This is a genomic window from Lysinibacillus sp. GW823-FHT06C08, assembly GCF_058795135.1.
Genome location: NZ_JBXAHN010000012.1, coordinates 1 through 18726, shown reverse-complemented (window position 1 = coordinate 18726; position 18726 = coordinate 1). Strand labels below are relative to the sequence as shown.

16 protein-coding genes are annotated in these 18726 nt (G+C 39.6%); 14 read left to right on the top strand and 2 right to left on the bottom strand.

Going from position 1 to position 18726, the window contains the following annotated elements:
• The first annotated feature begins 317 nt into the window (after window positions 1-317).
• Together AC1Q6O_RS20660 and AC1Q6O_RS20655 are read left to right on the top strand one after the other, a co-directional pair.
• On the top strand, window positions 318-1889 hold the full coding sequence (locus AC1Q6O_RS20660) for a flagellar assembly protein A (protein ID WP_008179917.1): 1572 nt from the start codon (window positions 318-320) through the stop codon (window positions 1887-1889).
• Window positions 1882-2610 (top strand): glycerophosphodiester phosphodiesterase, encoded by a 729-nt coding sequence (locus AC1Q6O_RS20655; RefSeq protein WP_492402092.1) that lies wholly within the window; start codon window positions 1882-1884, stop codon window positions 2608-2610. Before AC1Q6O_RS20660 ends, AC1Q6O_RS20655 begins: the two co-directional genes overlap by 8 nt.
• Window positions 2611-2656: 46 nt before the next feature.
• Here AC1Q6O_RS20655 and AC1Q6O_RS20650 read toward each other — a convergent pair whose 3' ends face one another.
• Entirely contained in the window at window positions 2657-2893 is a 237-nt protein-coding gene (locus AC1Q6O_RS20650; protein WP_008179922.1) for a DUF2627 family protein, read from the bottom strand.
• A 389-nt stretch (window positions 2894-3282) separates the two neighbouring features.
• Between AC1Q6O_RS20650 and AC1Q6O_RS20645 the strand changes: the two genes are divergently transcribed.
• The 10 genes from AC1Q6O_RS20645 (at window position 3283) to AC1Q6O_RS20600 (ending at window position 16420) form a co-directional block, all read left to right on the top strand.
• Entirely contained in the window at window positions 3283-4377 is a 1095-nt protein-coding gene (locus tag AC1Q6O_RS20645; protein ID WP_089986068.1) for a Leu/Phe/Val dehydrogenase, read from the top strand.
• A gap of 185 nt (window positions 4378-4562) precedes the next feature.
• Complete coding sequence (gene lpdA, locus AC1Q6O_RS20640) at window positions 4563-5990, top strand: dihydrolipoyl dehydrogenase (protein WP_342550388.1); 1428 nt, start codon at window positions 4563-4565, stop codon at window positions 5988-5990.
• An 88-nt stretch (window positions 5991-6078) separates the two neighbouring features.
• Entirely contained in the window at window positions 6079-7095 is a 1017-nt protein-coding gene (locus AC1Q6O_RS20635; protein ID WP_008179928.1) for a thiamine pyrophosphate-dependent dehydrogenase E1 component subunit alpha, read from the top strand.
• Window positions 7095-8078 carry an alpha-ketoacid dehydrogenase subunit beta gene (locus AC1Q6O_RS20630; RefSeq protein ID WP_008179931.1) on the top strand — a complete coding sequence of 328 codons (984 nt, stop codon included), beginning with the start codon at window positions 7095-7097 and terminating at the stop codon, window positions 8076-8078. Before AC1Q6O_RS20635 ends, AC1Q6O_RS20630 begins: the two co-directional genes overlap by 1 nt.
• Before the next feature lie 167 nt (window positions 8079-8245).
• On the top strand, window positions 8246-9589 hold the full coding sequence (locus AC1Q6O_RS20625; RefSeq protein WP_492402139.1) for a dihydrolipoamide acetyltransferase family protein: 1344 nt from the start codon (window positions 8246-8248) through the stop codon (window positions 9587-9589).
• Between the two features lie 121 nt (window positions 9590-9710).
• Entirely contained in the window at window positions 9711-11414 is a 1704-nt protein-coding gene (locus tag AC1Q6O_RS20620; RefSeq protein WP_342550387.1) for a methylmalonyl-CoA mutase family protein, read from the top strand.
• Window positions 11411-13564 carry a methylmalonyl-CoA mutase gene (scpA, locus tag AC1Q6O_RS20615; RefSeq protein WP_008179938.1) on the top strand — a complete coding sequence of 718 codons (2154 nt, stop codon included), beginning with the start codon at window positions 11411-11413 and terminating at the stop codon, window positions 13562-13564. The genes AC1Q6O_RS20620 and scpA overlap by 4 nt, the downstream gene beginning before the upstream one ends.
• A complete protein-coding gene (meaB, locus tag AC1Q6O_RS20610; RefSeq protein WP_427535342.1) occupies window positions 13564-14658 on the top strand; it encodes a methylmalonyl Co-A mutase-associated GTPase MeaB in 1095 nt (364 codons plus the stop codon). Before scpA ends, meaB begins: the two co-directional genes overlap by 1 nt.
• Window positions 14659-14812: 154 nt before the next feature.
• Window positions 14813-15253, top strand: a complete 441-nt coding sequence (locus AC1Q6O_RS20605) for a BrxA/BrxB family bacilliredoxin (protein WP_008179942.1) — start codon at window positions 14813-14815, stop codon at window positions 15251-15253.
• A gap of 189 nt (window positions 15254-15442) precedes the next feature.
• Window positions 15443-16420 (top strand): aromatic acid exporter family protein, encoded by a 978-nt coding sequence (locus AC1Q6O_RS20600; RefSeq protein WP_036126910.1) that lies wholly within the window; start codon window positions 15443-15445, stop codon window positions 16418-16420.
• A 21-nt stretch (window positions 16421-16441) separates the two neighbouring features.
• Here AC1Q6O_RS20600 and prli42 read toward each other — a convergent pair whose 3' ends face one another.
• A complete protein-coding gene (gene prli42, locus AC1Q6O_RS20595; protein WP_150907189.1) occupies window positions 16442-16537 on the bottom strand; it encodes a stressosome-associated protein Prli42 in 96 nt (31 codons plus the stop codon).
• A 125-nt stretch (window positions 16538-16662) separates the two neighbouring features.
• Between prli42 and mce the strand changes: the two genes are divergently transcribed.
• Together mce and AC1Q6O_RS20585 are read left to right on the top strand one after the other, a co-directional pair.
• Window positions 16663-17076, top strand: coding sequence for a methylmalonyl-CoA epimerase (gene mce / locus AC1Q6O_RS20590; RefSeq protein WP_012295035.1), 414 nt, complete (start codon window positions 16663-16665; stop codon window positions 17074-17076).
• 5 nt (window positions 17077-17081) lie between these two features.
• Entirely contained in the window at window positions 17082-18629 is a 1548-nt protein-coding gene (locus AC1Q6O_RS20585) for an acyl-CoA carboxylase subunit beta (protein WP_025116102.1), read from the top strand.
• Window positions 18630-18726: the final 97 nt, after the last annotated feature.

Genomic DNA, 18726 nt, shown 5'->3' with positions numbered 1-18726 from the left:
ATAATTTTATAGTTCTAAAGAACCTTTATTATTTAATTTTTATGACGATCCTATCCTATAATATATAGAGTAGGAATACTGTTTGTTCAAATTATCCTAATAGAATAACCTTCTATTTAAGGGTAATTTTATTAAGAAACTTAAATGATAAACATTTTTTTAGTATTATACGCCTATTTATATTTATGGGAAATAAAAAATAGTTGGATGTTTTAATGATTAAGTAGTACTATTTTCTTTCTCGTTAGTGACAATGGTCTCTAAACAAATGTAAGTGGATTGTATATACTTACATATAGAGGGAAGGAGGAGGTAGCTTGATTCTAGTTCGAAATGAAAACTTCGAAATTTCTGAAGAGAATGGCAAGGTATTTATGCTTACTTTTAGTGCCGGATTTCCATTAAAAGAATTTGATAGCATACTACGTAGTCATCCGCGACTTAAATTATCTAATTTTTCAATTTTAAAAAATGTGCTGTCAACTCAAAACACAAGTCCAGTAGAAATTGGACGCTGGCTTCCAAATATAGAAGCTGAAATTGCCCGTGATAAAATGTCAGCCTCTATTTTTATCTATGAAACAAACGAATATATGGCAAATCATAAAGAAAAGCTAACACAGCAAGTACAAGAAACACTTGCGGAAAATGAAATAGTGCATGGAATATTAGATTTTGATATTTCGAAGGCTGAACCAGGAAAAGCATTTTTAATTGCACAGGGGCAACCACCTATAGCAGGCACGGATGCACAAATTACATACTTACCTAAACCGGAGCGAAAACCGGTTATTCGTGATGATGGAAAAGCGGATTACTTTGATATGAATTTTATCTCAGAAATTTCAGAAGGCTCATGGCTAGGTGAAAAGATTCCTGCTACATTAGGTAAACCAGGGAAAAATGTGCTAGGTGAGGTAGTGGCTGCCGCACCAGGACGAGATTTTCCTATTCGATATGATACAAAATCAGCATATGAAGTGGAAGAGGACGGGAAAATTGTGATCCGCTCGAAAATTGCTGGTGTTCTAGATGATGTGAAAGGTATGATTGGTGTAAACAGACACCTACCTATTAACGGTGATGTGGGTGTTGAAACAGGAAATCTAGAATTTAATGGTTCTCTTAGTATTAAAGGAACAGTAACAAATGGCTATACGGTTATTGCAACTGGCGATATTTCTATTGATGGTGCTGAAGGTGTAAGCGGTGCCAAACTAATTAAATCCATTGAAGGCGATGTTTATATTCGCGGTGGCATTTTTGGTCTAGGCTCAACAGTTGTGGAAGCGGGTGGCAATATTTTTGTCAAACATGTTAACGAAGCAAATTTATTTGCGGCGGATAGTATCCATATAGGCTTCTATGCATTAGGTTCACAACTTTCTGCTCATTCTATTTTCGTGGACGAACGAAAAGGTAAAATTATTGGAGGACGTGCCGTAGCTAAAAATACGATTGTCACTGCCATATCAGGTAACCGATTGGAACGTCGAACGGATTTGATTATTGAAAGTGTCAATAAACAAGAGAATAATTCGATGATGCAGGAAAAAGCTGTTCAGCTTAAAGAGTTACAATCAGAAATTGCAGCTCATGAGTCCAAAATGAAAAGCTTATTACCATTCCTCAATCAAATGTCTAAAGAACAAACCGCGTCTTTCGAAGAGACCAAGCAGGCTTTAACAAAATTAAAGGCAGAAGCTGTTACATTAGATCGTGAAATTAAACTGATAATGGACGAAATGCGTCATATTGGAAAAGAAGAGATTATTGTCACAAAGGAAGCGCATCCGGGAACATATATTCAAATTGGTAAAAAATCATCTTTATTAAGCAAAATGACCAATGGGAAATTTCTGCTAGAGTTTGGTGAGTTAAATGTCTAATTCGTCCTATATTCCAGTGTTTGCACATCGAGGGGCTTCGGCCTATGCGCTTGAAAATACCTTTAAAGCTTTCGAAAAGGCATTGGAGTTGGGGGCTGATGGCATTGAGTTAGACATTCAATTTTCAAAAGAGGGATGTCCAATTGTGTACCATGATCCACAATTGTCAAGATTAGTAGGTATCAATAAACTGGTGAGTGATTGTACGATGGAAGAGTTATTGCGTTTTAAACTCGGAAAGCCTTGGAGGCGTCTTTTTTCATCGGCTAAAATGCCAGCATTTGATGCAGTTTTAGCATGGGCTAAAACAAATAAGCTCCCTTTAAATATTGAATTAAAATCAACCATTCTAGACAATCAAAATGGGCTAAAAGATTTTCTTCAAGGGCTCTCATTACCAACAGGAAGCCACTTCTCATCATTCCATTATGAATTACTGGAAATGGTGAAAAAACATAGGCCAGAATTTGAAACTGCTCTTATAGCCACGAAAAAATTAAAATGGGATTTGTTAGCTGATTACAAAGCGGCTGATACTGTTCATATGCATAAACGGTACTACAAGCCAAGATATTTAGAGGCATGCGTTACAAGCGGCAAAGCCTGTCGTTTTTATGCCATTGATGGTAATGAACCGTTCTTAACGAATCCGCACCATGCTGTGGTAGGTTGGATTACGGATTATCCTGATAAAGTCATCACTACACAGCAGCGAGTATAAAAATAGCTATCCAGTAAGTCCATGTGACTTATTTGGATAGCTATTTTTATTTTTTTTGGAAGCGAGGTGCTACTTTTCCATTTTTGCGGTCACGATGTAGTAAAAATCCTGCGAAAAAGCCGAAGCCTATCACAAAGAAAATAACACCCACTACAAATTGTAGCCATAAAAATGGGAAAGGCGAAAGAAGCTTTCCAAATAATGTATCACGCATAAATTTAATGCCGCCTGCAGCCATAAGACCAGGAATAAGCATTACAATAAATGCAGCTAAACGGGCCATGTATACCCCTCCTTATTCCTATGATTAATTGTACCTGTGGATGGGGGAATGTCAAGAAAGGGGAGGAATCAATATAATATTTATTCCTCAAAGCTAGGGAGGGCATAAAGTGGTTTTTGTTACTGAATGTTTAGAAAATTCTTACTTAAATAAGAATGTGTAATAATAGTTGCGAAATTGTGAATTTGTCAGTATTGTAAAAATAAGTGGAGCAATATTATCCATTACTAAACAATTTTTTTCTTCCTGTATAAGGGTCTAAACACCTACTGTAAAATGGGGCTCAGTTTTTTGCTGAGAAGAGGACAATAAGGGAAAGAATTGTTAGATAAAACTTGATTGGGACGGGCATTTGGGGATGCACTTTCCAAAGCAAAGGGGCGAGTTTCATGGAAATCTTCAAGTATATGGAAAAGTATGATTATGAACAATTGGTATTTTGCCAAGATGAAGCATCAGGGTTAAAAGCGGTTATCGCTATCCATGACACAACACTTGGACCAGCATTAGGCGGTGCACGTATGTGGACATATGCTTCAGAGGAAAATGCAGTGGAAGACGCATTGCGTTTAGCACGAGGCATGACTTACAAAAATGCGGCAGCTGGTTTAAACCTTGGCGGTGGAAAAACGGTCATTATCGGTGACCCATTTAAAGATAAAAACGAAGAAATGTTCCGTGCATTAGGTCGTTTCATCCAAGGCTTAAATGGCCGTTATATTACTGCAGAAGACGTAGGTACAACGGTAACAGATATGGATTTAATCCATGAGGAAACAGATTATGTAACAGGAATTTCACCTGCATTCGGTTCATCAGGGAACCCATCTCCAGTAACGGCGTATGGTGTTTATCGCGGTATGAAAGCGGCTGCAAAAGAAGCATTCGGTTCAGAATCATTAGAGGGATTAAAAATTTCTGTACAAGGTCTAGGAAATGTAGCTTACAAGCTTTGTGAGTATTTACATAATGAAGGGGCAAAACTTGTTGTAACAGATATCAATCAGGCAGCAATTGATCGAGTTGTAAATGACTTTGACGCAATTGCAGTAGCTCCAGATGAAATCTACGCGCAAGAAGTTGATATTTTCTCACCTTGTGCTTTAGGTGCAATATTAAATGATGAAACAATTCCACAACTAAAAGCAAAAGTAATTGCTGGATCTGCTAATAACCAGTTAAAAGATTCACGTCATGGTGATTACCTACATGAATTAGGGATTGTCTATGCACCAGACTATGTGATTAATGCTGGTGGCGTTATTAACGTTGCGGATGAATTATATGGCTATAATCGTGAACGTGCTCTGAAACGCGTTGACGGTATTTATGATAGTATTGAAAAGATCTTTGCTATTTCAAAACGAGATGGCATTCCAACATATGTGGCAGCGAATCGTTTAGCTGAAGAACGCATTGCGCGTGTGGCGAAATCTCGCAGCCAATTCTTAAAAAATGAAAAAAATATTTTACACGGTCGCTAATATACAAGGTTTGAAAATTTGGAGAAGTCGCATTGTCGACTTCTTCTAATTTTACCAACAAATAAGAGCATCGTTGTAGTAAAGCTAAAGTTCTTCTTAAGCAAGAATAGACCGTAAGCTAATTGATAGGGTGCTTGTTTAATAGATAGAATACTTTAGCACTTTTCTCAAAAGGGGGAATAAACATGGCTCAAAATTATGATGTTGTCATTTTAGGTGGAGGTACAGGCGGTTACGTTGCGGCCATCCGAGCTGCACAACTAGGCTTGAAAACAGCTATTGTAGAGCGGGAGCGTTTAGGCGGAACATGCTTGCATAAAGGTTGTATTCCAAGTAAAGCCTTACTTCGAAGTGCAGAAGTATATCGAATGGCTAATAAAACAGCTAGTGAATATGGTGTCGATATTGAAGGTGTAACACTGCAATTTGACAAAGTTCAAGCTAGGAAACAAGCAATCGTTGAGCAATTAAGCCAAGGTGTGAATACACTGATGAAAAAAGGTAAAATAGATGTTTATCATGGTACAGGACGAATTTTAGGTCCCTCTATTTTCTCACCAATGCCAGGAACGATCTCGGTAGAAATGTCTAATGGGGAAGAAAATGAAATGCTTGTACCGACGAATGTTGTCATTGCAACTGGCTCAAAGCCGCGAGGTATGGCTGGATTAACAGTTGATGGTCAATATGTGATGAATTCAGATCATGCGTTGGAGCTTGATCATTTACCGAAATCATTGTTAATCGTTGGCGGTGGTGTCATTGGTATTGAGTGGGCATCTATGCTTTGCGATTTTGGCGTAAATGTAACAGTGGTAGAATACGGACCAACTATCTTACCTGCAGAAGATGCAGATATCGTAAAAGAAGTAACAAAGCAGCTTGAAAAGCGTGGAGTTCGCATTGTGACAAATGCCCGTTTAGAGGCAGATACATTCAAAATAGAAAATGATAACGTTTTCATTTCTGCCGAAGTGAATGATCAGGAAGAAATCTTTGACGCTGATAAACTTTTACTTTGTGTAGGACGTGAAGCCAACACGCAAGATATTGGTTTGGAAAATACAGAAATCGAAGTGGAAAATGGCTTCATTAAAGTGAATGATTCTTATCAAACGAAGGAATCACATATGTATGCCATTGGAGATGTGATTGGTGGCTTACAGTTAGCACATGTTGCTTCTCATGAAGGACTGTCAGCGATCGAGCATATTGCGACAGGTAAAACCGAGCATTTAAATGATCTGAACGTACCAAAATGCGTTTATTCATATCCGGAAGTTGCTAGCATCGGTTTAACAGAGGTTGCTGCCAAAGAGCGAGGCCTTTCATTAAAGATTGGTAAATTCCCGTTCAAGGCAATTGGTAAGGCATTGGTAAATGGAGAAGCAGAAGGTTTTGTAAAAATTATTGCTGATGAAGAAACAGATGATATTTTGGGTATTCATATGGTAGGGCCGCACGTGACAGATTTAATTGGAGAAGCATCTTTAGCTAAATTATTGGATGCAACGCCATGGGAAATTAGTCAGGCAATCCATCCACATCCTTCATTAAATGAGGTATTAGTGGAATCAGCTTTAGCAGTTGATGGTCGTGCTATCCATTTTTAAATTTTTCTGAATTTCATAACTAACGTATCCAAATGTGGGGATATAGGATAAGATAGTTATTTCTCTATAATACGAAAGGGGTGTTCGTATGCAAGATGTTCAAATCAAACATGAAGATTTAGGTTTGTCAAATGAAGATGTACTTGCTATGTTCGAAACAATGTTAATGGCCAGAAGATTAGATGAGCGTATGTGGTTATTAAACCGTTCTGGTAAAATTCCGTTTGTTATTTCTTGTCAAGGTCAGGAGGCAGCACAAGTTGGGGCAGCCTTTGCACTAAATAAAGATAAAGATTATATTGCACCATATTATCGTGATATGGGTGTTGTTTTACACTTTGGTATGACACCAAGAGAGCTGATGTTATCTGCATTTGCAAAAGCGGAAGATCCAAACTCTGGTGGACGTCAAATGCCAGGGCATTTTGGTCAAAAGAAAAATCGTATTTTAACAGGATCTTCGCCTGTAACAACGCAGGTGCCGCACGCAGTTGGCGTAGCACTTGCAGGACGTCTACAAAAAGAGGATTTTGTTTCTTTCGTGACACTTGGTGAAGGTTCTTCTAACCAAGGAGATTTCCATGAAGGGGCAAACTTCGCAGGTGTTCATAAATTGCCAGTTATTATCATGGTAGAAAACAATCAATATGCGATCTCTGTACCCGTTGAACGCCAGTTAGGCTGCGCGAAGGTTTCTGATCGTGGAATTGGCTACGGTATGCCAGGTGTCACGGTTGATGGGAAATGCCCATTACAAGTTTACAAAGTGGTAAAAGAAGCAGCGGACCGTGCACGTAATGGAGAAGGCCCAAGCTTAATCGAAACAGTCACATATCGTTTAACAGCCCACTCTTCGGATGATGATGATCGTCAATATCGTACGGCTGAAGATATAGCAGAAGGTAAGGCAAAAGATCCGATTGTGTTATTCGAAAAGTATTTAACAGATGCTGGCGTCATGACTGAAAAAGTACGTACTGAAATTGAAGAACGTGTGATGGCAGAAGTGAATGAAGCGACTGATTATGCAGAAGCGGCTCCATATGCACAACCAGAGGATGCCATGAAATATGTTTATGCACCAGTGGACGGAGGTGACATGTAATGGCAGTTATGTCTTATATTGATGCGATTACATTAGCAATGAAAGAAGAAATGGAACGTGATGAGCGAGTTTTCATTTTAGGAGAAGATGTTGGCCGTAAGGGCGGTGTATTCAAAGCGACTAATGGTCTGTACGATCAATTCGGTGAGTACCGTGTACTAGATACGCCACTTGCAGAAAGTGCTATTGCAGGAGTTGGTATTGGGGCAGCGATGTATGGTATGCGTCCGATCGCAGAAATGCAATTTGCTGATTTCATTATGCCAGCTGTCAACCAAATCGTCTCTGAGGCAGCTAAAATCCGTTACCGTTCTAATAATGATTGGACTTGTCCAATGGTAATCCGTGCACCTTTTGGTGGAGGAATTCATGGGGCACTTTATCATTCTCAATCCGTTGAAGCCCTTTTTGCGGGTACACCTGGTTTAAAAATAGTTATACCATCAACTCCGTATGATGCTAAAGGATTGCTGAAAGCAGCTATTCGTGATGAGGATCCAGTATTGTTCTTTGAACATAAACGTGCTTATCGATTAATTAAGGGTGAGGTACCGCTAGACGATTACACGTTACCAATCGGCAAGGCTGATGTGAAGCGTGAAGGGGATGATGTGACGGTCATTACCTATGGTTTAGCTGTACACTTTGCGCTACAAGCGGCAGAGCGTCTAGCTGCAGATGGTATTTCTGCGCATATACTTGACCTACGCACAGTTTATCCACTTGATAAGGAAGCAATAATTGAGGCAGCAAGTAAGACAGGAAAAGTATTACTTGTTACGGAGGATAATAAAGAAGGCAGTATCATGAGTGAAGTTGCCGCAATTATAGCGGAGCATTGTTTATTTGAGCTTGATGCACCAATTCAACGTCTAGCAGGACCTGATGTGCCAGCAATGCCATATGCACCAACTATGGAGAAATATTTTATGATTAATCCTGATAAAGTTGAACGTGCGATGCGAGAGCTTGCGGCATTTTAACATACCAAGCAAGGCTGATTGAAAAAATGAAAGCCTCAGACGGAAGAACAGATTTTGACTTAGCCGTTTGAAAGTCAAAATCTGTCTATTTGCCTATCTTCGTTTATTAATTTAGCGCTGCATCAGGTACAATGTCGCCTAGGCTTAATTGATGGGAGGAATAAATGATGGCGGTTCAAAATATTACTATGCCACAGCTCGGCGAAAGTGTAACAGAAGGTACAATTGAAAAATGGCTTGTGAAGCCTGGCGATACAGTAAAAAAATATGATTCTTTAGCAGAAGTTGTGACAGATAAAGTAAATGCGGAAATTCCATCGTCGTTTGAAGGGGTTATTACAGAGCTAATTGCACAAGAAGGTCAAACATTACCAGTTGGTGCAGTCGTATGCTCGATTGAAATTGCAGGGGATAGTGAATTACCACCTCCACCTCCTGAGAAAAAATCTGCTGTAAGCACAGCGATTTTAAATGCAGGTGTTCAAAAGAAACAAGAGGCATCACAATCAGTTTCTACTCCTCCTTTAGCCGCTCCAAAAGAAGCGCGTAAGGACAAAGTGCGTTACTCACCTGCTGTCCTACGACTTGCACAGGAGCATGATATTGCACTCGAGCAAGTTACGGGAACGGGCGAGGGTGGTCGCATTACAAGAAAAGACTTGTTACAACTAATTGAAACGGGCGATATCCCAACTGCAACTAGTGCGGCACCTACGCCAGCAACGAGTCAAGCACCATTTGAACAGCCAGCTCCTGCACAAGCTCAGCATGCAGAAAAACCTGCCGCACCGGTACAACCTATTCAGCCGGGAGATATTGAAATTCCAGTGACGAAGGTCCGTCGTGCCATTGCTAATAATATGGTAAGAAGTGTTCATGAGGCTCCACATGCTTGGATGATGATGGAAGTAGACGTGACAGATTTAGTTGCTTATCGAGATAGCCTAAAAGGTGAATTTAAGCAAAAAGAAGGCTTTAACCTTACATATTTTGCCTTCTTTGTAAAAGCAGTGGCTCAAGCCTTGAAAGAATTCCCAATGATGAATTCGATGTGGGCTGAGGATAAAATTATTCAAAAGCATGACATCAATATTTCGATTGCAGTAGCGACGGATGATGCACTATTCGTACCTGTTATAAAACACGCGGATGAAAAATCCATTAAAGGAATTGCTAAAGAAATTCATGAGCTTGCTAACAAGGTTAGAACTGGAAAATTAGCCATGGATGATATTAAAGGTGGTACATTTACCGTAAATAATACGGGAGCATTTGGCTCTATTCAATCAATGGGTATCATTAATTATCCACAAGCTGCTATCCTTCAAGTGGAAAGTATTGTCAAAAAACCAGTCGTTTTACCTGGTGGAATGTTTGCCGCTCGTGATATTGTGAATTTATGTTTATCATTAGATCATCGTGTGTTGGATGGACTAGTATGTGGTAAATTCCTAAATAGAGTAAAAGAAATACTCGAAAATACAAATAAATCTTCGACGTCAGTCTACTGATGACTTGTCGGAAACCTGCTGTATAAGGGTTTCCGATTTTTTTTATGCTTTCCGAGTCGCAATTTGTCATGTAGAATAACAAATAGAAACTACTAAGGGGGGAAGCTGATTAAGCGTCCGCATGTCAAACAACATGAAAAATATTGAATTTGAAAAGCCGGCCTATTCCGACTGGCAAGATGCAGCAATCAAAGCTTTAAAGGGGAAACCATTTGAGTCTCTATTCACGAAAACAAATGAGGGTGTTACACTACAGCCCATGTACACACAAGAAAGTTTAGTAGCTAAGCTTGGTGATGAGCTTGATCGACAAGTTGCCACAATTCGTTCCCTACAAAATAGTCAAGCATTTCAAGTAGCTCAGCAAATTCATGCTGATACGAGTGAAGCGTTTTTTGCACAGCTTGATGACAGTTTAGCTCGAGGTAATGAAGTTATTACCATTGATAGTCGTGTTAATTTTGACTGGACAGAAGATGTATTGGTCAAATTAGCATCATATTTCTCAGAATATTCATTTAAAATTACTATTAAAGATACAAAAGACCCATTATTAACAGTGTTTGACAAAATTGCTTTGGATCAACGAGAAGCTGTGAAAGGTTTCATCGTTTCGAACGAACCAATCTCTTTATATGCTTTTCCGAGCGTGCGCTCAGTCGGCGCTAACACAGTCCTTTATCACAATGAAGGTGCCAACGCCGTTCAAGAATTGGCCTATGGACTTGCATTAGCAGCAAAATTTGTAGAACAGGAAGTAAGCTTTGAAGCATTTTCAAAGAAATTTTTTGTATCCTTTGCTGTTGATACGCAATTCTTTACAGAAATTGCAAAACTCCGTGCTTTTAAAGTACTTTGGAAAGCGTTCTCATCTGCCTATGATGTTACAGAAAGTGTAAAAATTCCAACTGTTGCTGAAACATCTTTAAGAAGCTTCTCTAAATTGGATGTTTATGTGAATTTATTACGATCTTCTAATGAAGCGCTTTCTGGGTTAATCGGTGGTGCTGATCTCTTTACGGTTCATCCACATGATGCGTTAACAAAGCCTACAGAACAATCAATACGTATTGCTCGTAACGTGTCATTAATTTTAAAAGAAGAAACAAATGTCTTAAAAGTAATAGACCCTGCAGGTGGCTCTTACTTTATCGAGTCGTTAACGGCAGACTTTGTCAAAGAGGCATGGGCGTTATTCTTAGAAATAGAGGCAGCTGGCGGCATTGATGAATACACTGCATCTGGCAAGCTCGCTGAAGAATTAGAGAAATCGTATCAATCTCGTAATCATGCTGCACAAACACGTAAGCAATCATTGATTGGAACGAATATTTATGCCAACCCAGCTGATGCACTTGAATGTGAGACGAATCCGTTATTTGCTAGCATTAAACGAAGTGCTATTCCATTTGAAAAGCTGCGTGCAGAAATGACGGCAGCTGATGTGAAAACGGGTATTTTAGCATTAGGTACATTAAAAAGCTCCAAGCCAAGAGCAGATTTTATTGCTGGTTTCTTAAATACGGTAGGTCTTGTTCCTGAAAAAAGTGAACCGGCGGCAACTGTTGAAGAGGCAATAGCTTGGCTAAAGGCAACAGAGGCTAAATATGTTGTCATTGCAGGTAATGATGAGGATACAAAGGAATTTGTCCATGCCATTTTAGCAGACAAACCAGCAGGTGTACTTGTGGATGTGGCTGGGAAATTTAAAGACGAAGAAGAAGCTTGGTTAGCAAATGGCCTAAACGGCTTTATTTTCGCAGGACAGAACATCATTGAAAAATTACAGTCAGTGTTCGCGAGCATAAAGGAGGTCCAACGATGAGTAAGCCAAATTTTAATGCAATTGAAATAGAAAAAGTTTTATCAGCTAATGCACCTCAAGCGTCTGATGATAAGTTTATGACAAATGAAGGTATTGAAATTAAAGATATTTATACAAAAGAAGATATCAAGGATGCTAAACATTTAAATGATGTAGCTGGTATTGCACCTAATACACGCGGACCATACCCTACCATGTATGTGGCTCGTCCTTGGACTGTTCGTCAATATGCTGGTTTCTCAACAGCCGAAGAATCCAATGCCTTTTACAAGCGAAATCTGGCAATGGGACAAAAGGGTTTATCTGTAGCGTTTGACCTAGCAACTCACCGAGGCTATGACTCTGATCATCCACGTGTTACAGGGGATGTAGGAAAAGCAGGCGTAGCGATTGACTCTGTTGAGGATATGAAAATTCTTTTCGATCAAATCCCGTTAGATCAAATGTCCGTTTCTATGACAATGAATGGTGCCGTACTACCAGTTCTTGCTTTCTATATTGTAGCAGCAGAGGAACAAGGCGTAACACCAGAAAAATTAGCAGGGACGATTCAAAATGATATTTTAAAGGAATATATGGTGCGTAATACATACATTTACCCACCAGCTATGTCGATGAAAATCATTGCAGATATTTTTGAATATACAGCAAAGTATATGCCGAAATTTAACTCAATTTCGATTTCTGGTTACCATATTCAAGAAGCGGGAGCAACAAATGATATTGAGCTTGCCTATACGTTAGCAGATGGTTTGGAGTATGTGCGTACAGGACTAAAAGCAGGCATTGATATCGATGCATTTGCACCACGTCTATCGTTCTTCTGGGCCATTGGCATGAACTATTATATGGAAGTGGCTAAAATGCGCGCAGCACGTCGTATTTGGGCACAGATGATGTCAACGTTTAATCCGAAAAATCCGAAAACATTAGCTTTGCGTACCCACTCGCAAACATCTGGGTGGTCATTAACAGAGCAAGATCCGTTTAATAATGTAGCACGTACGTTAATCGAAGCAAATGCGTCATCAATGGGACATACACAATCACTGCATACGAATGCACTAGATGAAGCCATTGCACTTCCAACGGATTTCTCTGCACGTATCGCACGTAATACGCAGTTATTTTTGCAAGAGGAAACAGCAATGACGAAAGTAATTGATCCATGGGGTGGTTCGTACTACGTGGAGAAATTAACAGAAGAAATTACTAAATCGGCATGGGCATTAATTGAAGAGATTGAAGCGCTTGGCGGTATGGCGAAAGCAATTGAAACAGGCCTTCCTAAAATGAAAGTTGAAGAGGCAGCTGCTAAACGTCAAGCGAAAATTGACTCCAAGACAGAGACGATTGTTGGTGTAAATAAATATCGTCTGACGAAAGAAGAGCCAATTGACATTCTAGATATTGATAATACCCTAGTGCGACAAAAACAAATAGAGCGTTTAGAAGCGATGAAAGCCGCACGTGATGAGGCTGAGGTTCAAAAACATTTAGCTCGTTTAACGAAAGCGGCGCAAGATGGCGAAGAAAATTTACTAGCTATAGCAGTTGATGCGGCTCGTGCACGTGCCTCTTTAGGAGAAATTTCGGATGCAATTGAAGCCGTTTCCGGACGACATAAAGCTGTCATTCGTTCTATTTCAGGTGTCTACTCTGCCAACTTCTCTGATGAGGAGCAAATTTCAGAAGTGAAGCAAATGACAGAAGAATTCCTTGAAAACGAAGGCCGTCGTCCACGTATTTTAGTAGCTAAAATGGGACAAGATGGACATGACCGTGGAGCTAAGGTTGTCGCAACAGGCTATGCTGATTTAGGCTTTGACGTAGATATTTCTCCATTATTTATGACACCTGCTGAGGCAGCACAAATGGCTGTTGAAAATGATGTTCATGTCATCGGTGTCTCTTCGTTAGCAGCGGGTCATAAAACATTAGTGCCTGAATTGATTGCGGAGTTAGAAAAATTAGGACGTGAGGATATTATCATCATTGTGGGTGGTGTTATACCTGCTCAAGACTATGATTTCCTTTATAATGCTGGGGCAGTAGCTATCTTTGGACCAGGTACCGTGATTCCTGTATCCGCACAGAAAATCATTGAGGAAATCTACAAACGTTTAGGCTATGAGGAAGTGTCTGAATAATGGACAACAAAGGAATGGAAGAAAGTGCGCTATTTGTGATGGACGGAGTCGAGGCGACTCACGACGGTATGCACTATGGTACACCTAAAAAATTCCGAAAGAAAAAAGCCGACATTGTTAATATTAGAGAGCTTGCACAACAAGTACGTGCAGGCTCTCGCACACATTTGTCAAAAGCCATTACCCTCATTGAAAGCTCGAATGCTACTCATAAAATCCAAGCGCAGGAGCTTTTACAGGAGCTTTTACCGCATACAGGAAAGAGTATTCGAATCGGGATTACGGGTGTTCCTGGAGCGGGGAAGAGCTCGTTCATTGAGGCTTTCGGAACAATGCTTTGTGACATGGGAAAACGAGTAGCAGTCCTTGCGATTGACCCAAGCTCTTCTTTATCAGGGGGGAGTATTTTAGGGGATAAAACGCGCATGGAGGAGCTCGTCAAGAAGCCTACTGCTTTTGTACGTCCTTCACCATCTGCTGGTACCCTTGGGGGTGTTCATAAAAAGACACGTGAAACGATGTTAGTTTGTGAAGCAGCAGGCTATGATGTCATTCTCATTGAAACAGTGGGTGTGGGACAAAGTGAAACCTATGTTCGAGGTATGGTGGATTTCTTCTTGCTTTTAGTTTTAACTGGAGCAGGAGATGAATTGCAGGGCATGAAAAAGGGCATTATGGAGTTAGCAGACGCCATTGTTGTGCATAAGGCGGATGGTGATAATGTGCGGCTTGCCAAGAAAACTGTCGCAGAGTATAAACAGATTCTGCATTTTTTACAGCCTGCTACACCAGGCTGGATGTCAACTGCAATGCCAGTTAGTTCATTGGAAAAACGGGGTCTCGATAAGGTTTGGGGAACCATAGAAGAATTTAAACAAATTGTTGAATCAAACAGTTATTGGGCTACTCGACGTCAAAAACAAACAAAAGAGTGGTTCCAATCCATGATTACTGATTATTTAATAGATATGTTCTATGGAAATCCACAACGTAAAGCACAGGTACAGCTTCTGGAACGTCAAATTTTAAGTGGCCAATTAACGGTTACACAAGGTGTAGATCGTTTATTTAACGAGGAACAGGAAGATCAGTAAACTAGTTTCTTTATAAGCTTAGAAAATTCAACTGACATGTATGAGCAAGTGGGTGCACAAATTCGTTGCAAACTGCTATGATAAGAGATGTATGTGCGTCAAATACCTACTATAAAAAGCTGAATTGACGCGATTTGAAAGGAGCTATCGCTATATGAATATGGATTACGATTTATTTATGCAGGAAATTTTAAAAACAGCTCGTGCTGAAATTGAAACGGCTGGCTACGAACAGCTAAAAACACCAGAGGCTGTTGAGGAGGCGTTTGCTCGTCCAGGTACAACATTAGTTATGGTGAACTCAGTGTGTGGTTGTGCGGGTGGTATTGCTCGTCCAGCAGCAGCACAATGTGTACATTACGATAAACGCCCAGATCACTTAGTAACAGTATTTGCAGGACAAGATAAAGAAGCGACTGCAGCGGCTCGTTACCTTTTTGGGGAAGATCACCTACCATCATCACCATCATTTATTCTATTAAAAGATGGACAAGTTGTCGCTGAAGTGGGGCGCTATGAAATTGAAGGGCATGACCCGATGTCAGTTGTGACAAACTTACAAGCAAACTTTGAAGAATATTGTGACGAGCTGTAAGTCAATTTTTGCATAAGAGCAATCCTTTATAACTTAAGTAGAAAAGCCTCATAGAAAGTTTATCTATGCAGGCTTCCTACTTAATTATCATATATAGATAGTTCAGCATTACCATTAAAATTTTTGTAATATTGGCTAAATAATTAGCGATATTCACTGAAGAGTACTAAAAGATAGGAGGCAGTCGGCCTGAAGAAGTTTTCAATCGGCTATCGAACTTTAAAAACAGCAATTGGTGCAGCACTTGCGATTGCCATTGCTCAATATTTTAATTTAGCCTCGTATGCCTCTGCTGGTATTCTAACGATATTATGTGTACAGCCAACGAAGAAAAAATCCATTCATGCAGCCTATACACGATTAGTTGCTAGTATAGTGGCCATGTTTTTTGCCTTTGTAAGCTTTGAGCTTTTTTCCTACCAGCCACTAACACTAGCAGGTATGCTATTGCTTTTTATCCCAACGATTGTGTCCTTAAGAGTTGCAGACGGATTTATTTCTAGTGTCGTAATTATTATGCATATTTACGCCGCTAAAAGTTTTTCGATGGAGCTTGTTTATAATGAATTGGCGTTAATGGCAATCGGCTATGGAACCGGTATAGCCATCAATATGTATATGCCAGATATTCAAAAGGAATTAAATTACTACAGAGTTAAAATTGAGGAACTATATAGCAAAATATTTTTAGAAATTGCTAGCTATTTACGACAAGGGGATACGTTATGGGATGGGCATGAGATCATTGAAGCTATTCGAACATTAAATGATGCAAAGTCCTTGGCATTTAAAGATGTTGAAAACCATTTTACGAGACGTAAAAATGATTACTATATGTATTTCGATATGCGAGAAAAACAGCTAGAAATTATCGAAAGGGTATTACCGAAAATTACAACTTTACCTGTTATAGTACAAGAGGCTGAAATTGTGGCAGATTTTCTACAAGACCTCGGGGGACATATTCATTCTGGAAATACAGCGAGTCATTATCGGGAAAAGCTAGAGCAGGTGAAACATGATTTCTCTCAGCTACCATTGCCGCAAAATCATGAGCAATTTATCGCTCAAGCCGCACTCTATCAGTTTATTGAGGAAATGGACAGGTATTTAGAAATAAAGCAGTCATTTAAAGGTTTAAAGGTAAAAAAAGAGCGCCCACAGTAGTGTGGACGCTATGGCCTTGCCTTAAACTAGCATTGATAAGCCGAATGCTAGAGATGAGATTAGCATGATTGCGACCATAGTATAAACAACGATTTTTTGAAACTTTTTATTACTCATATGCTCGTTCGCTCCTTCTTTTCTTATAAATAGTTTATCAAATCTGAAAAATTTCTCAAGTAGTAGAGTTTTGACAAAAAAGTCTGTAAAATAGAGTATGTACCATAACAGAAGGAGATGTCACCATGGAGAAAGTAGATCATATTGGGATTGCGGTGCGCGATCTTGATGAACGCATTACATATTATACAGAAACTTTAGGTTTAAAGTTGTTGAAAGTGGAAGAAGTAGATTCACAACAAGTTCGTGTTGCCTTTATCGACGCAGGCAACGTGAAATTGGAGCTATTAGAACCAATGAGTGAAAAAAGTGCCATTCATGGATTTATTGAAAAACGTGGAGAAGGTATTCACCATATTGCTTTTGGTGTGACAGGAATTCGTGAGCGTATGGTGGAGCTTCGTGAAAAAGGTGTACGTCTTTTATCGGAAGAGCCAGGACCTGGTGCTGGAGGTGCAGAGGTTGCGTTCATGCATCCTAAATCTTCGTTCGGGGTGTTATATGAATTATGTGATAAAAGTGGAAAAGGGGATAAGTGATTAATATGGATATGTTCGACAAAATCAATGACTTGTATGATCGTAAGACGGTAATTGAACTTGGTGGTGGCTATGAGCGCATCGAAAAACAGCATGAAAAAGGGAAATTAACAGCTCGTGAACGTATTGATTTGTTACTAGATGAAGGCACATTTTTTGAAATCAATCCATTTATTACTCACCGTACAGTAGACTTCGGAATGGAAAAAATGGAAGGCCCTGGTGATGGTGTTGTAACTGGTTTCGGTAAAATTAACGGACGTCCAGTATACTTATTCTCTCAAGACTTTACAGTGTTTGGTGGCGCACTAGGTGAAATGCATGCGAAAAAAATGGCAACAGTTATGGACCTCGCTGCGAAAAATGGCACACCATTTATCGGTATTAACGATTCAGGTGGCGCACGTATCCAAGAGGGTGTTCTTTCATTAGATGGCTATGGTCATATTTTCTACCGAAATGCGATTTACTCGGGCGTTATTCCGCAAATCTCCGTAATAATGGGGCCATGTGCTGGAGGAGCTGTCTATTCTCCTGCAATCACAGACTTTATCTTAATGGTAGATAAAACATCTCAAATGTTTATAACAGGACCTAAAGTGATCGAAACTGTAACAGGTGAAAAAATCTCTGCTGAAGATTTAGGTGGTTCGAAAGTAAATAATGCAGTAAGTGGTAATGCTCATTTCCGTGCACCATCTGAAGAAGAGGCAATTCAAGAAATTAAAAAACTATTAAGCTATCTACCACAAAATAATAAAGAAAAAGCACCTCGTCAAGATCGACCAGAGGGGGATGACTACCGTCCAGAAATCGTAGATACTGTACCGATTGAAACAACACGTCCTTATGATGTACGTAAAGTCGTTGAACAAGTAGTGGATGAAGGTTCATTCATGGAAGTTCATGCAGAATTTGCGAAAAACGTTGTAGTTGGCTTTGCACGTATTGCTGGTGAGTCAGTTGGTCTTGTTTGTAACCAACCAAAAGTACTTGCTGGAGGATTAGATATAGACTCTTCCGATAAAGCAGCTCGTTTTATCCGTACTTGTGATGCTTACAATATTCCAATCATTACATTTGAAGATGTATCTGGTTTCTTCCCAGGTGTTAAACAAGAACATGGTGGCATCATTCGTCATGGCGCGAAAATTCTTTATGCTTATTCCGAAGCAACTGTACCAAAAATTACAGTGATTTTACGTAAAGCTTATGGAGGCGCTTACGTTGCCCTAAACTCTAAATCAATCGGTGCAGACCTTGTATTTGCTTGGCCAAACGCTGAGATTGCAGTTATGGGAGCTGCCGGAGCTGCAAACATCATTTTTGCCCGTGAAATTGCAAAATCAGATGATCCAGAAGCAACACGTGCGGCAAAAATTGAAGAATATAAAGAGAAATTCGCCAATCCATACGTTGCTGCATCTCGTGGTATGGTGGACGATGTTATTGATCCAAGAGATACACGCATTAAACTGATTCAAGGACTTGATATGCTATCTAATAAACAGGAAACGCGTCCTGAGAAAAAACATGGTAATATTCCATTATAAAAAGTCCAAGCCTAGTAGCTATGAACTGAACCCTATAAAGTAGACAGTTTAATAAAAGACCATTTGCTACATTAAACAGCGATTAAATGACTTCGGT